Here is a 17,535-nt window from a genome sequence, read left to right as displayed (position 1 = left end):
AGAACCACCACGCAACCCAACAGGCGACAGACAACACCGTGAGTTGATCCATGCAGCGCTGGCATCGGCCGATCTTTTTCCAAAACCAATGTTGATTGCAATAGGGGCAGGCCATCTGGGTCACTCGAGCAGCAAGAGAAGCCAGATAATAAAAAAGCACCGGCCGTTTGGCTAGTGCTTTAGTGATAGTAAGTGAGTGAGAGGAAGTGATCCCCCGACCCACATCTGGGCCGGGAGATCGAGGGCTCAGTGAATGATCAAGACTCTAAAGTGGATAAGTAGTGATCCAACTCTTCGCTACCGCCGATGTGTTTACCGCCGATAAAAATTTGTGGCACTGTGGCTCGTCCAGTAATCGCACGCAAGCTCACAGTGGTGGCGTCTTTGCCTAAGATCACCTCTTCGTATTGCAGATCATGGTCGATCAAGGCTTGTTTGGCTTTGACACAAAACGGACAGCCGGGTTTGGTAAATACCGTGATGGACTCTTGCGTCTTATAGCTTGGCGCTACGTATTTAAGCATGGTGTCTGCGTCAGAGACTTTGAAAGGGTCACCTGGCTCGTCTGGCTCGATGAACATTTTGTCAATGACGCCATCTTTGACCAACATGCTGTAGCGCCAAGAACGGTGGCCAAAGCCAAGCTCCGATTTGTTGACCAACATGCCCATGCCTTGGGTGAATTCGCCGTTACCGTCTGGAATAAAGGTGATGTTGTCTGCCTCTTGGTCGTTTTTCCACGCGTTCATCACAAAGGTGTCGTTGACCGACAAGCAGACAATCTCATCGACGCCATGCTCTTGGAATACCGAGAACAGCTCGTTGTAGCGTGGCAGGTGACTTGAAGAACACGTTGGCGTAAAAGCGCCTGGCAAGCTAAACACAATCACGGTTTTATTGCGAAATAGTTCGTCAGTGGTGATGTTGACCCAGGTGTCGCCCTGACGGGTAGGAAACGTAACGTTTGGAACAGTCTGACCTTCTTTTGATACCAACATAGATGCCCTCTAATAATATGGTTAGCAAGCCCATTCGGCTTGGTGTTCTCAATTTGTGGGGCCAGTATCGTAAAACTCCTTTGATAGCTCCAATCGTTTGATATAATTGTATCAATAGTTAAAATCTATAAAAAACTCACAGGAGAATCCCTGCGCATGAATATTCGAGATTTTGAGTATGTTGTTGCCTTGGCGGAACATAAACATTTTCGAAAAGCCGCCGAAGCGTGTTTTGTCAGTCAGCCGACCTTAAGTGGGCAGATCCGTAAGCTTGAAGACGAACTCGGCACTGTGTTGCTCGAGCGCAGCAGTCGCCGCGTGTTGTTTACTGACTCTGGCTTACAGTTGGTCGAGCAAGCCAAACGGATTCTCAGTGAAGTGAAAACCTTCAAGGATATGGCCAGCGGGCAAAGCGGCGCCATGACTGGTCCAATGCACATCGGTTTTATTCCCACCGTCGGTCCTTACATCTTGCCGAAAATCGTTCCGACGCTGAAAGAGCGTTTCCCTGAGCTTGAGCTGTTTCTTCATGAAGCGCAAACCCAGCAGTTAGTGCGTCAGTTAGAAGAGGGCAAGCTGGACTGTTTGGTTTTGGCGTCAGTGGCAGAAACCGCGCCGTTCAAAGAGATCCCAGTGTATGAAGAGCCGCTCAGTGTGGCGGTGCCGTGTGACCATGAGTGGGCAAAGTTGGAAGAGTTGGACATGTTGGAGCTCAATGGCAAGACGGTATTAGCGCTCGGTGATGGTCACTGTTTACGTGACCAAGCACTCGGCTTTTGTTTCGCGGCCGGAGCCAAAGATGATGAGCGCTTTAAAGCCACCAGTCTTGAAACCCTAAGAAACATGGTGGCAGCCGGAGCCGGTATCACTTTACTGCCGCAGTTGTCTATTCCGCACGAAAAGCAAAAAGATGGCGTGTGTTACGTCAAGGCGGTCAATCCTGTGCCGTCTCGGACGATAGTGGTGGCCTATCGTCCAGGCTCGCCACTAAGAGAGCGGTTTGAGCTGCTGGCGAAAACCATCAAAGAGAAGTTAGTCATCAACTAACACTCAGTACAAACTAAAAAGGGATGGCGCGCGCCATCCCTTTCTCTTCCTCTCTATCAAACCGATTAGAACAGCTCTTCTCCTTCACTGTTCGATGAGTAGATAGAGGGACCTAAATCTTCACTGACGTATTTGGTCGGCTCGGTTCCTTCGAGGAAATACTCGAACATCGCACTGGCGTCAAAACGGTTGGTCAGCAGACCAGAATCTCGGTCAATTCGCACTCGCACAATGTTCTCAGGGATCGTTTTGTCCTGCTCTGGTACGCCATTCAATGCCACTTTCATAAAGTCCACCCATGCTGGCTCCGCGGTTTTCGCGCCTGACTCTGCGCCTGAGATCGGATTTTGCGCTAAGTTGGCGTTCGGCGTTGTGCGGCCGAGTGTACGGTTGTGGTCATCAAATCCAACCCAAGCGATCGCCACCATGCCCGGACCGTAACCGTTATACCAAGTATCTTTGGAGTCGTTGGTGGTACCGGTTTTACCGCCCACATCGCGGCGCTCAAGTTGCTGGGCACGCCAACCGGTGCCGTTCCAGCCGGTGCCTTCGCGCCAGTTACCGCCGCCCCAGATGTTGCTGTACATCATCTCACGCATTAAAAATGCTGTTTGTTCAGAGATCACTTGCGGTGCGTATTGCACCGCATCGCTGATGGGCAACTCAACATCTTGCTCGTTGAAGTCGTTGATTGTCGCAGTGTTTGAATCAGTTTGAGGCGATGCACTCAGGGCCTCGCTATCACAGTCTGCACGGCAGACGATTTTCGGATTGGCGGCAAATTCGGGTTCACCAAACGGACCTTCTACCTTACTGATGTAGAAAGGTTCCACATAGTAACCACCGTTGGCAAACACGGAATAGCCTTGAGCCATCTTAACCGGAGTTAAACTGCCGGCACCCAAGGCAATGGTTTCAGAGCGAGGCAGTTGCTCGATATCAAAGCCGAAGCGGGTCAAGTACTCGCGGGTCTCATCAAGACCGACTTCACGCAGCACGCGCACCGCCATCACGTTTTTCGATTGCGCCAGACCGATACGTAGGCGTGTCGGGCCGGTGTAGGTTGGCGGTGAGTTTTTCGGACGCCACGCCGTGCCTTGGCTGCGATCCCACTGGTTGATGGGGGCGTCGTTGATCAAGCTGGCTAAGGTTAAGCCTTTGTCGAGCGCCGCGGAATAGATAAAGGGCTTGATACTTGAGCCAACCTGACGAACCGACTGGGTCGCACGGTTAAACTTGTTATGGACGAAGTTAAAGCCACCGACCAGTGATAGGACTGCGCCGTTTTCAGGGTTCATGGCCACAAAGGCGGTATTGGCGTTAGGGACTTGGCTGAGCCGCCACATCGCGCTGTCATCGTCGACGGCGACCTGACGGACCCAAATTTGTTCGCCGACGGTCACGACATCACCGGCTTTACTCGGCGCGGGGCCTTGACGCTCATCGGTCAAAAAGCGGCGTGCCCATTTAAGGCCGTCCCAGTTTAAGGTCTGCTCACCGCTGCCTTTCACCCATACGGTGGCTTGCTTCGCCGCCACATCCAATACCACGGCGGGCGTTAATTGGCCGTAGGTCGGCACCTTCTTTAATGCCTCTTCGATAGCTTGAGTCGACAATGGCGCCGCGCTGGGTTTCCACAACACGGTTTCTGCCCCGCGGTAACCGTGACGCTCGTCATAAGCGAGTAGGTTATTGATGGCCGAGTCATTGGCGGCGGCTTGCAGTTTAGAATCTACGGTTGTGTAAACATTCATCCCCGAGGTGTAGGCGTCTTCACCGTAGCGAGCCACCATCCACGCGCGCGCCAGTTCCGCCACATACGGAGCGCTCAATTCGATATCGGCGCTGTGGTAGCGTGCCACGATCGGCTCTTCTCTCGCTTGGTCGTACTCTTGCTGCGTAATGTAGTTTTCGCTCAGCATACGGCCAAGAACCACGTTACGACGATTCGTCGCACGTTCAAGAGAGTAGATAGGGTTCATCGTCGATGGGGCTTTAGGCATCCCCGCCAACGTCGCGAGCTCGCTCAGCGTGAGCTGCTGAAGATCTTTGCCAAAATAGACCTGCGCGGCGGCGCCAAAGCCGTAAGAGCGGTAGCCCAAGAAGATCTTATTGACATAGAGCTCCATAATCTCTTGTTTGGATAGCAGCTGCTCGATGTGAATCGCGATAAAAATCTCTTTGATTTTACGCATGATCTTCTTCTCATTAGAGAGGAAGAAGTTACGCGCCAACTGCTGAGTAATGGTACTCGCCCCTTGTTTGGCCGAACCAGACATGGCCACCACGACCGCCGCTCGGGTAATACCGATCGGGTCGATACCTGGGTGATCGTAAAAGCGACTGTCTTCAGTGGCGATCAGTGCCTCAATCAAATGTTGAGGGATGTCGTCATAGCTGACCGGAATGCGGCGCTTCTCACCGAACTGAGAAATCAGTTTGCCGTCTTGGCTGAACACCTGCATCGGTGTTTGCAGTTCCACATCTCGAAGAGTGGCGACGTCGGGGAGGTCCGGTTTGACATAAAAATAGAAACCGAAAATTGTACCGACTCCAAGAATCATGCAAACCAATGTAAAAATGAATAATCGCTTTATGAACTTCACCGGAGAATTCCTGAAATTATAGGTCGCTAATATGCAAACCCTTGTACTGTAAGCTGAAACTTTAGCTCATGCTTTTTCTTAGTGCTTATTAAACCATCAATTCAGTAAGCGCGCGAGCTAAGCATTTCAATAGGGAGCAACGCGGTATGGGTAGAACATTGGTTACAGGCATAGACATCGGCCGCTACAGCATTAAAGCCGTGGTGCTCAAGCCTGTTAAAGACACATTCGCCTTGGTGGGTTATCACGAGATTCCCATTGAGGCGGACATATTCTCTGATAATCACCTGCTCAATTATCAGAAAATTGTAAAGAAACTCAAAGAACTAAGAAAGGGGTTGCCACTATTTAGTCGCAAGGCCGCTTTGTGTGTGCCCGACAACGCCGTAATTAGCAAGGTATTACAAATAGATAGCGAACTTTCCGGTTCTGAAAGAGAGTTCGCCATCTTTCAGGCCTTTTCTCATCAATCGCCATTTCCAGTCGAAGATCTGAATTTAGACTTTGTTGCGATAGATCCGCAAGCTCAGCGCCATGCCACCGCCAGTTACCAAGTGTTTGCGACCCGCAAAGAGCTGGTCGATAGCCGTGTAGACGCCACCAGCAAAGCTGGCTTTGAGCCTGTGCTACTTGATGTGCAAGCTTACGGTTTGACGCAAATATGGCACGAGGCCGCGCGTATTCAGCAGCGCAAAAACTGGCTGCTGCTCGATGTCGGTTTTACTCAGGCCTCGGTGTGCATTGATGTATGGGACAAACCGCCTTTGTGCAAAGAGTTCCCTGTTGGCACACAAAGTGTGACTCATCACCCGAGCGAGTCCCTTGAAAGCGGTGAGCAACGTTTTGTCCGAGAGGTAATGGATAAGTTGCAGCGCCACATTCAACTGGTCTCGTCGATGAGCAATCGGGAGATTGAGGGCGTCTGGCTTACCGGTGGTGCCGCATGCGACCCTCAATTGCAGGTGCTGTTGCAAGATGCGGTGGTAAACCGTTTACAGCTCAAGTTTGAATCGCTCGATCCTTTGGCGTTATTTCAAGGCGCGAGCAAAGTTCAAGGGGCGAGCAAAGGCAACAAGAAGCCGGGCTTTGCCTTTGCCACCGCCGCGGGGCTGGCACTAAGAGGCCTTCAGTGGATGGAGAATCGCCATGCTGCATAGTCTCAATTTGTTGCCTTGGCGAGAGGCGCTCAAGGCGCGTCATCGACGCCGATTTTTCTCGCTGGTTGTGCTCGGCGTTCTGCTCGCTGGCGGTGTCCAATGGGGCGCGGGGGCGTATCTCGACTATCAAAAAGGGTTGCAGCAGCAGAGGTTGGATTACCTCAATCGCTACATTGCGAGCCTCGACAAGCAAATTGACAACCTAAAGCAAGTGGAAAAAGAGCACTCAGCGTTATTGACCCGACTTTCGGTGGTTGAGGAGTTGCAACAGCAGCGCAATAAAACCACCGATTTCATGAACCTCATCCCTGCGATGATCCCGCAAGGTGTGTATGTCGACAAGATCAAGATGAATGGTCAGCAACTAGAGGTGTCAGGCATCAGTGATACCACCTCGCGACTGGCGACCATGCTCGACAATTTAGAAAAGTCTTCTCAGCTCAGTAACGTAGAAATGCACTCGATTGTGCTGGGTAAACAACGTTTTGGTAAACAGTTTCAGACTTTTCACGTCTCGTTTTCTCTGCTCTATCAAGATGACGCGAATCGACAAGGAGCGCAGTGATGGCCAGTTACACCGATTTGGATTTTGAAGAGTTACCCGAATGGCCGTTGTTGCCGCAATTGGGCGTCATTGCAGTCTTGATTTTGTTGCTGCAGGGGGTGGGGTACTGGTTTTACTTGAAACCGAGTAACGAGCAGTTGCAACGGCAAATCGACAAGGAGCAAGTGCTCAAAACCACGGCCACCATCAAGGCGAATAAAGTGGCGGCGCTGCCGCAGTTAAAAGCGCAGTTGGATGAGCTTTCACAGCGCTACGACTATTTATCACGCCAACTGCCGGTGCAGAAAGAGCTGGCGAGCATGTTGGCTGCGGTCAATGAGCAAGGGTTGAAGCACTCACTCACCTTTACTCGCATCGATTGGGGTGAAAAGCAAAATAAAGAGTTTCTCTACCGCTTGCCGCTCAATATCGAACTGACGGGCGATTACCACAATATTGGCCAGTTCTCACAGGCGATCGCGCAGCTACCGCGCATCATCAATTTTGACGATGTCGATTGGCAGCGGGTCAGCCAAGAGAGCAGTACGCTGCACTTTCGTGTGCGCGCCTACACCTACCAATTTAAACCGGAGGTGAAAGATGAACAATAACCGCCGTCTCTCATGCTCGACATGGGGAGCGCTGATGGGCTGCGCTTTGTTACTCGCCGGATGTAAAGCCAATCAAGCGCCGTTGGATCAATTTCGTCAGCAGATCGAGTCAAGCGCGCGTCATCAAGTGGCCTCGCTGGCACCGGTACTTGAGTTCAAGGCCAGTGCCTATCAAGCGCACGATCTGAGAGAGCCTTTTGTCCTGCCTAAAGTGGCCATTGTGATGAACCAACCCGTCGCCAAGGTGGATTGTTGGCAGCCCGAGCCTCGGCGCAAAAGTGGTCGTTTAGAGCGCTACCCCCTTAGCAAACTGCGTTTGACCGGTGTGATGAGCAGTCAAGGCGCGATTTCTGCGCTGATTCAGGTGCCGACGGGCGAAGTGATTAAAGCGACGCGCGGACAATACATTGGCGTCAACAACGGAAAAATAACCAAAGTAACCCAAAGTTACCTAACGATAAATGAGACTTTGCCAGATGGCTTAGGTTGCTGGAATACCCGCAACGTCAAACTGGCGCTTAAATAGATGTTAATAATTGAGATGAAATCATGGTGAAAGGATTCCTCCCCCCAAGAAAACACACGCGGTTTACCTGTGGCTTAATGGCCTTATGGTTGCTTGTATTTAGTAGCGCCGTATTGGCGACGAGCAATGAACCCAACCGTCTGGTGGACATCGACTTTCGAGTGGATAAACAGCAGCACGCCAAAATCATTGTGCAGTTGCAAAGCCCTAAGGTCGCGGTGGATTTACAAAAAGCGCAAGAGGGGTTGAGCATTGAACTGCTCAATACCCAGGTGCCCGATGACAAGCTGTATGTACTCGATGTCAAAGACTTTTCCACCCAGGTGAAGTCAATCGAAGTGTTTCGCAAACAGCCAAGCACGCTATTGATTGCCGATATCGAGGGTGAGTACAGCTACGACTACAGCCTCAATGGCAGTTACCTTGAGGTCTTAGTCAAAAAAGTGAGCAAAGAGGAGGCGGCAAAACCGGTCAATATTATGGAAAAGGAAGGCAAAACCATTTCGATTAACTTCCAAGATATTCCGGTGCGCAACGTTTTGCAGCTCATTGCCGATTACAACCAGTTCAACTTGGTGGTGTCCGACTCCGTCAAAGGCAACTTAACGCTGCGTCTTGATGGTGTACCTTGGCAGCAGGTGCTCGACATCATCTTACAAGTTAAAGGGCTCGATAAGCGTGTGGATGGCAATGTCGTGCTGGTGGCGCCTAAAGCCGAGTTAGATCTGCGGGAAAAAGAGGCGCTAGAAAAAGCGCGCTTAGAGGCGGAGCTTGGTGAACTTAGCTCGGAGATCATCAAAGTGAAGTTTGCCAAAGCGTCGGACATTGCCGATATGATTGGCGGCGAGAGTGCAATGAGCATGCTCTCAGAGCGAGGTTCACTCAGTATTGATGAGCGAACTAACGCCTTACTGATCCGTGATTTAAAAGAGAATATCGATGTGGTGCGAGAAATAGTGGAATCGCTCGATGTGCCCGTCAAGCAAGTGCAAATTGAAGCGCGGATTGTGACTGTTAACGAGGGTAACCTTGATGAGCTTGGCGTGCGTTGGGGCTTTACCTCGACCAATGGCAACAATACCGTGGGTGGAAGCATTGAGAGCAACCTGTACCAGCGCGGCTTGCTTGACCAAGATACGCTACCCGTGGATGACTTTTTGAACGTCAACTTAGGGGCAACGGCGGCGAATGCCTCGTCAATCGCGTTTCAGGTCGCCAAACTGGGCTCAGGGACGCTGCTCGATTTGGAGTTGTCTGCCATGCAGAGTGAATCCAAAGCGGAGGTGATCTCTAGCCCTCGTTTGATCACCACCAATAAAAAGCCCGCCTATATCGAGCAAGGAACGGAAATTCCCTATCTGGAGTCCTCTTCGAGTGGCGCCACCAGTGTGACCTTCAAAAAGGCGGTACTAAGTTTGAAAGTCACACCACAAATCACGCCAGACAACCGCTTGGTGTTAGATTTGAGTGTCACGCAAGATAGACCGGGTCAAGTGGTGAAAACCGGCACGGGTGAGGCAGTGGCGATCGATACGCAGCGCATCGGTACACAAGTGCTGGTGGAGAACGGCGAAACGGTCGTGCTGGGCGGCATTTTTCAACATAGTGTGACGGATTCTGTCGATAAGGTGCCGTTATTGGGGGATTTACCCCTACTTGGGGCGCTATTTAAGCGAAGTTACCAGAAAATGGGCAAAAGTGAGCTGCTGATCTTTGTCACGCCTAAGGTCGTCTTGCAATAAGATGAGGCGTTATTATTAAGCTTAAGTAAAAATAGTTTGCATTAGTGGCACCAGATCTAGATAATTTCGGGTCTTATCACGAATTATCTGTGAGGAATCGGTGCCACAAGCACTTTCTTGGCAAGTTTTATACTGGCCTCTCTTGTGGCGATGTCATTGAATTAACGTTGTAAATTACTGCTAAACATGGCTGAAAAACGCAATATTTTCCTTGTTGGCCCAATGGGCGCCGGCAAAAGCACCATTGGTCGTCATCTCGCTCAACAACTTCATATGGAGTTTGTTGATTCTGACACTGAAATTGAAGAGCGCACTGGCGCAGATATCGCATGGGTATTTGACGTTGAAGGTGAAGACGGTTTCCGAGCGCGCGAAGAAAAAGTGATCGAAGACCTAACTCAAGAACAAGGTATTGTTCTGGCAACCGGTGGTGGCTCAATTAAGAGCAAAGAAAACCGTAATCGTCTCTCTGCACGTGGCATTGTTGTTTACCTAGAAACAACGATCGAAAAACAGCTTGCCCGTACAAACCGTGACAAAAAACGTCCGCTGCTTCAAACGGACAAACCACGTGAAGTTCTTGAAGCTTTGGCTGCGGAACGTAACCCACTTTATGAAGAAATTGCGGATTACACGGTCCGTACTGACGATCAAAGTGCAAAAGTGGTAGCCAACCAGATCGTAAAAATGCTAGAAGAAGGTTAACAGCCACTCTTTATTCGCATTTGGAGATTCCCATGGAACGGATTACGGTCAGCTTAGGCGAACGTAGCTATCCCATTTCGATTGGTGCCGGATTGTTTCGCGATCCGGCCCAACTTTCCCTTCTTAAAGCTAAGCAAAAAGTCGTGGTGATTACGAACGTCACCGTTGAACCTCTTTATGCTGAGACTCTTTTAGCCCAACTGGCCGAGCTCGATTGCGACGCGTCAGTGTTGGCACTGCCTGATGGCGAACAATACAAATCGCTAGAGACATTCAACACCGTCATGACCTACCTATTGGAAGGCAATACTGCGCGTGATGTGGTGCTCATTGCCCTCGGCGGCGGGGTGATCGGTGATTTGGTTGGCTTTGTGGCGGCCTGTTATCAGCGTGGGGTGGATTTCATTCAGATCCCGACGACCTTGCTTTCTCAAGTCGACTCATCGGTGGGCGGAAAAACCGCCGTTAACCACAAGCTTGGCAAGAACATGATCGGCGCATTCTACCAGCCTAAAGCGGTGATCATTGACACCGACTGTTTGGCATCCTTGCCCGAGCGAGAGTTTGCCGCGGGTATGGCGGAAGTGATCAAATACGGCATCATCTACGATCACGATTTCTTTGTCTGGTTGGAAGAGAACCTCGATGCGCTGTACGCGTTAGATCAACAAGCACTCACTTACGCCATTGCGCGTTGCTGCCAAATCAAAGCGGAAGTGGTGGCGCAAGATGAGAAAGAATCTGGAATTCGCGCGTTGTTGAATCTAGGTCATACATTTGGTCATGCGATTGAGGCTGAGTTAGGGTATGGTAATTGGCTCCACGGTGAAGCGGTCTCTTCGGGTACCGTGATGGCTGCAAAAACCGCTCAGCTTCAAGGGCTTATTGATGAGCAGCAAGTGGAGAGAATTGTCTCTATACTAAAAAGAGCCAAGCTGCCAATCCACACACCAGACAGCATGTCATTTGATGACTTTATCAAACACATGATGCGCGATAAGAAAGTGCTTTCTGGTGAATTGAGATTGGTTCTACCGACCAGCATTGGTAGTGCCGATGTGGTGAAAGGTGTCCCAGAGTCCGTGTTACGAGACGCAATCGACTATGGGCGCACGCTGTAATTGATTGAACTGTGGCGCAGTGGCTTAGGTCGCTGCGCACTCTACGTCTTAGGATGATGCAATGAGCTCCCCGCGTGTTTTGGAGTTAGACTCTCAAACTGAGTTGCTGGAACGCCTGCAACTGCTGACTAACTTTGGATCCAACCTCGTCACCATTGGTGGCGAAAGTGGTGCGGGCAAAACTTGGCTTGCGCAGCGATTTTTAGAGGCGTGGTCGCCAGACAAAAACCAATCTCTGCTTTTGTGTCACCCCAATCAGGACGAATCTCAACGACGCCTTACCGTCCTCTCTCAGCTTTTTTCTGAACCTCTGTTTAACCCTGCAGACGCCTTGTCTGAATCCTTTATTCGTTTAATGGAGGGAGAGCGCTGTGATGTGTTGATCGCAATCGACGACGCGCACTTGTTGAGTGAGTCGTTCATTTCAGAACTGTGGATGTTAGTCCTTGAGGCGCAAGAGCGCCCGCAGTGGAACGTCAATGTGGTGCTCTTTGCGGCATCCAATAGCCTTGAGCCTTTGTTGACGCGATTGAGTTACGGCCAAGAGCATAAACCAATAGATTTTGATATCGAGCCGCTGTCTGAGCACGAAGCGGAACGATTTTTTGAGCACCTCGTGATTCGATATGTCGAAGACGACATGGAAAAACGAGTGAGAAATGCATACCGCAGTGTCGCGCGTCGGCCCGGTAAAATTATGGCGCTAGGGGAACAGAAAGTGGAAAAAAGGATCATTATCCGCTCGATTGTCGCATCACCGTTGAATATGGCGTTGGTGATTATTGTCCTGTTATTGCTGATCGGCGGTGGTTACTGGTGGTTAATTAATCAGCCCACCCCAGATGAGAAAGCCCAGCAAATCAGTCAAAACTTGGAGCAAACGGTCATTCCAACTCTGCCCGAAACGCCCGCTCCAGACACGCAAACGAGTGAAGCGAAGACCGTCGAGCCTGAGCCGGTGACCGACCCCTCTCTGACCAATGCCGAGGATGACTCTGCGTCCTTGCCACCAAGCGTGACCAGTGAAGTGTCGAGTGTCGGCAATCCTGATGATACCCATCAGCGTGTGGTCATTACTTCTGAAGTGGTGGATGCTTTGCTTGAAGGTAAACCAGAACAGGCCGATACGACGCCGATTGATGAGGTGGTGGAAGCATCGATTCCCGAGTCTGCCCCCCAAGCTGAACAAGAGAGCGCACCGCAAGTAGACACGCAGCCAGAGCCAGAGGTGGTGATCCGTTTCTCCTTCACTAAAGATGAATTGAAAAGCTTTTCGCCACGCAGCTACACCTTGCAGCTGGCGGCAGTGAACAGCTTAGAAGAGGTGCAGCGCTTTATTGATACACACCAATTGGCCAATCAAGTCTTCATTTACCCTACGGTCAGAAGCGGGGTGGAGTGGTTTATTGTCACTTACCAAAACTACCCTACCATTCAACTGGCGCGAGATGCGGTGCAGACGCTTCCTGAGGCGTTGCAACAGCTTGACCCATGGGCAAAATCGCTCGGTCAGGTGCAGAGCGAGTTGGAGAGAGTCGAATAACGACGATTTGTTCGCGTCATTCGCAGTTGCGTAGGCAAGTGCTTTGGTCGGGGCGGTAAATATGATACATTCCGCCCCTTATTTTGTGGTTGATAAATAGAGCAGTAGATGAAGAAGCAGCGAGCCTTCCTCAAGTGGGCAGGTGGAAAATACGGTCTGGTCGAAGATATCCAACGCTACCTGCCTGAAGGTCGTAAGTTGGTTGAACCGTTCGTTGGTGCTGGTTCTGTGTTTCTTAATACGGATTATGAGCAGTACCTGCTGGCAGACATCAACCCTGATCTCATCAATCTCTACAATCTGCTCAAAGACAACCCTGAGAGCTACATCCCTGAGGCGAAGCGCTGGTTTACCCCAGAGAACAATCGCAAAGAAGCCTATTTGGCGATCCGCGCCGAGTTTAACCAAAGTGATGACACCTTCTATCGCTCTCTTGCATTTTTGTATATGAACCGTTTCGGTTTTAACGGCCTGTGTCGTTACAACAAAAAAGGCGGCTTCAATGTACCGTTTGGTTCGTACAAAAAGCCTTACTTCCCAGAAGCTGAGTTGGAGTTTTTTGCCGCGAAAGCCAAGAAGGCCACCTTTGTCTGTGAGGGCTACGCCGAGACGTTCAAACGCGCGCGCAAGGGCAGTGTGGTGTATTGCGATCCGCCTTATGCGCCGCTGTCGACGACCGCCAACTTTACCTCTTACGCGGGCAATGGCTTTTCACTCGATGATCAAGCCGCCTTGGCTGATGTCGCTGAGCGTGCGGCCAAAGAGCGTGGTATCTCCGTGCTGATTTCTAACCATGACACAACGCTCACCAGACGCCTGTATCATGGCGCGCAGTTGAACGTGGTCAAGGTTAAACGGACCATCAGCCGCAATGGTGCAGGGCGCAATAAAGTCGATGAGCTGCTCGCACTATTCCAACCAGGTGAAAGCAAATAGCCACTGTATTCCTACCGCCAGCTTAGGTAGAATTGCGCAACGATTATTCAGCGCAACCTAACAGAGGTCAGGTATGAAAGATTTTCTTATTGCTCCATCCATTTTGTCGGCCGATTTTGCTCGCCTTGGTGAGGACGTCGAAAAGGTGCTCGCCGCCGGTGCCGATGTGGTTCACTTTGATGTGATGGACAACCACTACGTACCTAACCTGACGTTTGGCGCACCTATTTGCCAAGCGCTGCGTGACTATGGCATCACCGCCCCTATTGATGTGCACTTGATGGTAAAGCCCGTGGATCGTATCATCCCGGACTTTGCTAAGGCGGGGGCATCAATGATCACTTTCCATATCGAAGCCTCTGAACACGTAGACCGCACACTGCAACTGATCAAAGAGCATGGTTGTCAGGCGGGTGTGGTGCTCAATCCTGCAACGCCACTGGCTCACCTTGAGTACATTATGGATAAAGTCGATCTGATCCTATTGATGTCAGTAAACCCTGGGTTTGGTGGTCAATCATTCATTCCTCACACGCTAGATAAACTGCGTGCCGTTCGCGCTATGATTGATAAATCAGGCCGTGACATTCGTTTAGAAATTGATGGTGGAGTGAAGGTGGATAACATTCGTGAAATCGCAGAAGCGGGCGCGGATATGTTTGTCGCCGGTTCCGCCATTTTCAATCAGCCGGATTACAAAGCCGTAATCGATGAGATGCGCGCTGAGCTGGCCAAAGTGAAGTCATAACTCAGTAATCCAATTTGGCTGTTTGCCCATATAAAGTGACCTGGCGGGTCAATCATGCCCGCCCTAAGAGTGACTAAAAAAGTCGCCGCTCAACCATTAGGAATATTCATGAATGACATTAAATTGATCGCGTTCGATCTTGATGGCACCTTGCTCGACAGTGTGCCGGATCTCGCGGTTGCCGCCTCCGCGGCTGTCGAAGCGCTCGGTTATGCGCCGGTGGCGGAAGAAGAGGTGCGTGATTACGTCGGTAACGGTGCCGATGTGTTGATTGGCCGCACCTTATCTCGCAGCTTAACGCTTGACCCCGATCTTGATCCTGCGCTGTTAGTCAAAGCTCGTCACCTCTTTGATGACTTTTACGCCCAAGGTGGACACAAGCTGAGCCATCTTTACCCTCAAGTAAAAGAGACGTTAGCGGCGTTGCATGAGCAAGGTTTCACCCTAGCATTGGTGACAAACAAGCCGAGTAAGTTCGTGCCTGATGTGCTCGCACAGCATGGTATTGATCATTACTTCAGTGACATCATCGGCGGTGATACCTTCCCAGAAAAGAAACCCAACCCGATGGCGCTCAACTGGCTGCTTGAAAAGCACCACTGTGGTACCAAACAGATGCTGATGGTCGGCGACTCGAAAAACGACATTCTTGCGGCGAAGAACGCAGGGTGTTACTCGTTTGGTTTGACCTACGGCTACAACCACGGCGAAGCGATTTCCGACTCACAGCCGGACTACGTCGCCGATACCATCGCAGATTTACTCGAAGTGGTCGCGGTTTGCGCTTAAGCGCAACGAAATCGCTTCCAAAATACTCGTTAATGAGTACACTGGATAAACCGTGTCGGCGTCAGGCTGGGCGCGGTTTTTTCATTTATTAAGATTAAGAAGTCAAAGGAATCATTCTAATGAGCAAACCCATCGTATTGAGTGGTGTTCAACCGTCAGGTGAACTAAGTATCGGTAACTACTTGGGTGCTCTACGTCAATGGCAGCAGATGCAAGACGATTATGATTGCCAATATTGTGTGGTTGACCTTCATGCCATCACAGTGCGTCAAGACCCGAAAGCACTGCATGAAGCAACTCTAGATGCATTGGCAATTTGTCTCGCAGTGGGCGTTGATCCGAAGAAGAGCACGTTATTTGTCCAGTCCCACGTACCGGAACATGCTCAACTTGGTTGGCTTCTTAACTGTTACACCCAAATGGGTGAACTGGGCCGAATGACCCAGTTTAAAGACAAATCAGCGCGCTACTCGAAAGACACCTCTAGTCAGTTTGGCGATGTCAACGTTGGTCTGTTCGATTACCCTGTGTTGATGGCAGCCGACATTCTGCTTTACGGCGCGCATCAAGTTCCGGTCGGCAGTGACCAGAAGCAGCATCTTGAGCTGGCGCGTGATGTCGCCAACCGCTTTAACAACATCTACTCGCCTGAGCAGCCAATCTTTGAAGTGCCAGAGCCGTACATTCCAACCGTGAATGCGCGTGTTATGAGCCTTCAGGATGCGACCAAGAAGATGTCGAAGTCGGATGATAACCGCAAGAACGTGATTACGCTGTTGGAAGAGCCGAAATCGATTCTTAAAAAGATCAACAAGGCGCAAACCGATACAGAAACGCCACCACGTATCGCCCACGATTGGGACAACAAAGCGGGCATTTCAAACCTAATGGGCCTCTACTCGGCGGCGACAGGTATGAGCTTTGCAGAGATTGAAGCCAAGTACCAAGGCGTAGAAATGTACGGTCCATTTAAGAAAGACGTGGGTGAAGCGCTGGTGGCGATGCTTGAGCCGATTCAAGCGGAATACCACCGTATTCGTGCCGATCGTGCTTACATGGATCAAGTGATGAAGCAAGGTGCGGAGAAAGCGTCTGCTCGTGCCGCTGAGACGCTGAAGAAAGCGTATGAAGCGGTAGGTTTCGTTGCTCGTCCGTAGGTGAGGATTTTAGTTCCTAGTTCCTAGTTCCTAGAAGTCGAATTCTAGGAACTAGGCACTCACTTCTAGGAACTGACGCCTACTGTGCCCCTTCAAAGCCCATTTGTCGCCACGCTTCAAAAGCGATGATCGCAACCGCATTGGACAAATTTAAGCTACGTGCGTCTGGCATCATAGGAATGCGAATACGCTGCTCCATTGGCATGCTTTCGATCAATTCAGCTGGCAGGCCACGAGTTTCCGGACCAAACAGTAACACATCGCCTAGTTGGAATTGGGCGTCTACATGGTGGCCTGTGGTTTTGGTTGTGCAAGCAAAAATGCGGTATTCGCTGCGCTCTTTTTGCAGATATTCGAGAAATGCCGAGTAGTCTTTGTGACGAGTGACGCGCGCGAGATCATGGTAGTCCAAACCGGCGCGGCGCACTTTTTTCTCTTCTAAATCAAATCCTAATGGCTCAATTAAGTGCAGGTTAGCGCCACAGTTTGCGCACAAGCGAATAATGTTGCCCGTATTCGGGGCGATTTCGGGTTCAAATAGGGCAATATCAAACATGGTTTTGGTTACTTTTTTCTGATAAGACCCAAGAGTATAAGGCGGTGATGAAACACCGCCAAGTGCCGTGTGACGTTGTTAGTCTGTTTTGTTGTCGGTCTAATTAGCTCAGCGCTTGATGATAATTCTCTGCGACCGCCTCCCAGTTGACGACATTCCACCACGCGTTAATGTAGTCAGGGCGGCGATTTTGGTAGCTGATGTAGTAGGCATGCTCCCACACATCCAAGGCCAAAATGGGCTCGCCTTGGATGGCCGCCACGTCCATGAGGGGATTGTCTTGATTGCTGGTCGAGGTAATCACCAGTTGATTATCTTTGACGATCAGCCAAGCGAAACCGGAGCCAAAGGTATTGATCGCAGCGTCGCTAAACTGCTGTTGGAACTCGGTAAAGCTGCCAAAGGTCTCCTCGATGGCGCGGCCAAGCTCGCCGCTGGGCATACCACCGCCATTGGGCGTCATGCAGTTCCAATACAGGACGTGGTTGTAATAGCCACCACCGTTATTGCGAACAGCGGGGGCCAGTGAGGAGATGTTGGCAAAAATGCGACGCAGCGACTGCTGCTCTAGTTCACTGTCTTTGATTGCCGCGCAGAACTTATCAAAATACGTTCTGTGGTGTTTGCTGTAGTGAACTTCCATGGTTTTTGCGTCGATATAAGGCTCAAGCGCATCATACGCATAAGGAAGTTCAGGAAATTGGTGCACCATCGTAAATCCTCCATGTTTGGAGAATTTACTTTAAATG

The 17,535-nt window shown here is 50.6% G+C and carries 18 protein-coding genes; 13 read left to right on the top strand and 5 right to left on the bottom strand.

Annotated features, from left to right (window positions below; all coding sequences use genetic code 11):
• A partial coding sequence (locus AC6R1A_RS01250) for a DUF3624 family protein (protein ID WP_500646132.1) occupies positions 1–115 on the bottom strand: 115 nt, incomplete at its 3' end.
• Between the two features lie 142 nt (positions 116–257).
• Positions 258–998 carry a glutathione peroxidase gene (locus AC6R1A_RS01245; RefSeq protein WP_500633092.1) on the bottom strand — a complete coding sequence of 247 codons (741 nt, stop codon included), beginning with the start codon at positions 996–998 and terminating at the stop codon, positions 258–260.
• Positions 999–1,154: 156 nt separating this feature from the next.
• Between AC6R1A_RS01245 and oxyR the strand changes: the two genes are divergently transcribed.
• Positions 1,155–2,045, top strand: a complete 891-nt coding sequence (oxyR, locus tag AC6R1A_RS01240) for a DNA-binding transcriptional regulator OxyR (protein WP_487902581.1) — start codon at positions 1,155–1,157, stop codon at positions 2,043–2,045.
• A 65-nt stretch (positions 2,046–2,110) separates the two neighbouring features.
• Here oxyR and AC6R1A_RS01235 read toward each other — a convergent pair whose 3' ends face one another.
• Positions 2,111–4,651: a penicillin-binding protein 1A gene (locus AC6R1A_RS01235; RefSeq protein WP_500633093.1), complete on the bottom strand. Its 2,541-nt coding sequence runs from the start codon at positions 4,649–4,651 to the stop codon at positions 2,111–2,113.
• Positions 4,652–4,797: 146 nt separating this feature from the next.
• On the opposite strand from AC6R1A_RS01235, the gene pilM reads away from it, so the two are divergent.
• The 12 genes from pilM to trpS all read left to right on the top strand — a co-directional run bounded on the left by pilM (position 4,798) and on the right by trpS (position 16,230).
• A complete protein-coding gene (pilM, locus tag AC6R1A_RS01230) occupies positions 4,798–5,808 on the top strand; it encodes a type IV pilus assembly protein PilM (protein ID WP_500633094.1) in 1,011 nt (336 codons plus the stop codon).
• Positions 5,798–6,373: a PilN domain-containing protein gene (locus tag AC6R1A_RS01225; protein ID WP_500633095.1), complete on the top strand. Its 576-nt coding sequence runs from the start codon at positions 5,798–5,800 to the stop codon at positions 6,371–6,373. The genes pilM and AC6R1A_RS01225 overlap by 11 nt, the downstream gene beginning before the upstream one ends.
• Entirely contained in the window at positions 6,373–6,963 is a 591-nt protein-coding gene (locus AC6R1A_RS01220; protein WP_334555651.1) for a type IV pilus inner membrane component PilO, read from the top strand. Before AC6R1A_RS01225 ends, AC6R1A_RS01220 begins: the two co-directional genes overlap by 1 nt.
• A complete protein-coding gene (locus AC6R1A_RS01215) occupies positions 6,953–7,489 on the top strand; it encodes a pilus assembly protein PilP (RefSeq protein WP_500633096.1) in 537 nt (178 codons plus the stop codon). The genes AC6R1A_RS01220 and AC6R1A_RS01215 overlap by 11 nt, the downstream gene beginning before the upstream one ends.
• A gap of 23 nt (positions 7,490–7,512) precedes the next feature.
• Positions 7,513–9,231, top strand: a complete 1,719-nt coding sequence (locus tag AC6R1A_RS01210) for a type IV pilus secretin PilQ (RefSeq protein ID WP_500646131.1) — start codon at positions 7,513–7,515, stop codon at positions 9,229–9,231.
• A 186-nt stretch (positions 9,232–9,417) separates the two neighbouring features.
• Positions 9,418–9,936: a shikimate kinase AroK gene (gene aroK / locus AC6R1A_RS01205; RefSeq protein ID WP_334555649.1), complete on the top strand. Its 519-nt coding sequence runs from the start codon at positions 9,418–9,420 to the stop codon at positions 9,934–9,936.
• 32 nt (positions 9,937–9,968) lie between these two features.
• Entirely contained in the window at positions 9,969–11,057 is a 1,089-nt protein-coding gene (aroB, locus tag AC6R1A_RS01200) for a 3-dehydroquinate synthase (protein ID WP_334555648.1), read from the top strand.
• A 61-nt stretch (positions 11,058–11,118) separates the two neighbouring features.
• On the top strand, positions 11,119–12,600 hold the full coding sequence (locus AC6R1A_RS01195) for an SPOR domain-containing protein (RefSeq protein WP_500633098.1): 1,482 nt from the start codon (positions 11,119–11,121) through the stop codon (positions 12,598–12,600).
• A gap of 108 nt (positions 12,601–12,708) precedes the next feature.
• Positions 12,709–13,536, top strand: coding sequence for a Dam family site-specific DNA-(adenine-N6)-methyltransferase (locus AC6R1A_RS01190; protein WP_334555646.1), 828 nt, complete (start codon positions 12,709–12,711; stop codon positions 13,534–13,536).
• Positions 13,537–13,609: 73 nt separating this feature from the next.
• Entirely contained in the window at positions 13,610–14,284 is a 675-nt protein-coding gene (gene rpe / locus AC6R1A_RS01185) for a ribulose-phosphate 3-epimerase (protein WP_487902589.1), read from the top strand.
• A gap of 108 nt (positions 14,285–14,392) precedes the next feature.
• Positions 14,393–15,073 (top strand): phosphoglycolate phosphatase, encoded by a 681-nt coding sequence (locus AC6R1A_RS01180; RefSeq protein WP_500633099.1) that lies wholly within the window; start codon positions 14,393–14,395, stop codon positions 15,071–15,073.
• Between the two features lie 119 nt (positions 15,074–15,192).
• Positions 15,193–16,230: a tryptophan--tRNA ligase gene (gene trpS, locus AC6R1A_RS01175; RefSeq protein WP_500633100.1), complete on the top strand. Its 1,038-nt coding sequence runs from the start codon at positions 15,193–15,195 to the stop codon at positions 16,228–16,230.
• Between the two features lie 79 nt (positions 16,231–16,309).
• On the opposite strand, the gene trmL is transcribed toward trpS, so the two are convergent.
• Positions 16,310–16,786 (bottom strand): tRNA (uridine(34)/cytosine(34)/5-carboxymethylaminomethyluridine(34)-2'-O)-methyltransferase TrmL, encoded by a 477-nt coding sequence (gene trmL / locus AC6R1A_RS01170; RefSeq protein WP_500633101.1) that lies wholly within the window; start codon positions 16,784–16,786, stop codon positions 16,310–16,312.
• Between the two features lie 103 nt (positions 16,787–16,889).
• A complete protein-coding gene (locus AC6R1A_RS01165) occupies positions 16,890–17,498 on the bottom strand; it encodes a superoxide dismutase (RefSeq protein WP_500631022.1) in 609 nt (202 codons plus the stop codon).
• Positions 17,499–17,535: the final 37 nt, after the last annotated feature.

Source organism: Vibrio sp. R10-SG3-ISO3 (genome assembly GCF_059834225.1).
Note: the sequence above shows the minus strand (reverse complement) of the source record. Positions and strands in the feature narration are given on the sequence as shown.

Coding starts and splice junctions, on each gene's coding strand:
- aroB (WP_334555648.1), top strand. CDS start 9,969: ATGGAACGGATTACGGTCAGCTTAGGCGAACGTAGCTATCCCATTTCG.
- AC6R1A_RS01245 (WP_500633092.1), bottom strand. CDS start 998: ATGTTGGTATCAAAAGAAGGTCAGACTGTTCCAAACGTTACGTTTCCT.
- pilM (WP_500633094.1), top strand. CDS start 4,798: ATGGGTAGAACATTGGTTACAGGCATAGACATCGGCCGCTACAGCATT.
- AC6R1A_RS01180 (WP_500633099.1), top strand. CDS start 14,393: ATGAATGACATTAAATTGATCGCGTTCGATCTTGATGGCACCTTGCTC.
- AC6R1A_RS01165 (WP_500631022.1), bottom strand. CDS start 17,498: ATGGTGCACCAATTTCCTGAACTTCCTTATGCGTATGATGCGCTTGAG.
- oxyR (WP_487902581.1), top strand. CDS start 1,155: ATGAATATTCGAGATTTTGAGTATGTTGTTGCCTTGGCGGAACATAAA.
- AC6R1A_RS01210 (WP_500646131.1), top strand. CDS start 7,513: ATGGTGAAAGGATTCCTCCCCCCAAGAAAACACACGCGGTTTACCTGT.
- rpe (WP_487902589.1), top strand. CDS start 13,610: ATGAAAGATTTTCTTATTGCTCCATCCATTTTGTCGGCCGATTTTGCT.
- AC6R1A_RS01225 (WP_500633095.1), top strand. CDS start 5,798: ATGCTGCATAGTCTCAATTTGTTGCCTTGGCGAGAGGCGCTCAAGGCG.
- aroK (WP_334555649.1), top strand. CDS start 9,418: ATGGCTGAAAAACGCAATATTTTCCTTGTTGGCCCAATGGGCGCCGGC.
- AC6R1A_RS01195 (WP_500633098.1), top strand. CDS start 11,119: ATGAGCTCCCCGCGTGTTTTGGAGTTAGACTCTCAAACTGAGTTGCTG.
- AC6R1A_RS01220 (WP_334555651.1), top strand. CDS start 6,373: ATGGCCAGTTACACCGATTTGGATTTTGAAGAGTTACCCGAATGGCCG.
- AC6R1A_RS01190 (WP_334555646.1), top strand. CDS start 12,709: ATGAAGAAGCAGCGAGCCTTCCTCAAGTGGGCAGGTGGAAAATACGGT.
- trmL (WP_500633101.1), bottom strand. CDS start 16,786: ATGTTTGATATTGCCCTATTTGAACCCGAAATCGCCCCGAATACGGGC.
- AC6R1A_RS01215 (WP_500633096.1), top strand. CDS start 6,953: ATGAACAATAACCGCCGTCTCTCATGCTCGACATGGGGAGCGCTGATG.
- trpS (WP_500633100.1), top strand. CDS start 15,193: ATGAGCAAACCCATCGTATTGAGTGGTGTTCAACCGTCAGGTGAACTA.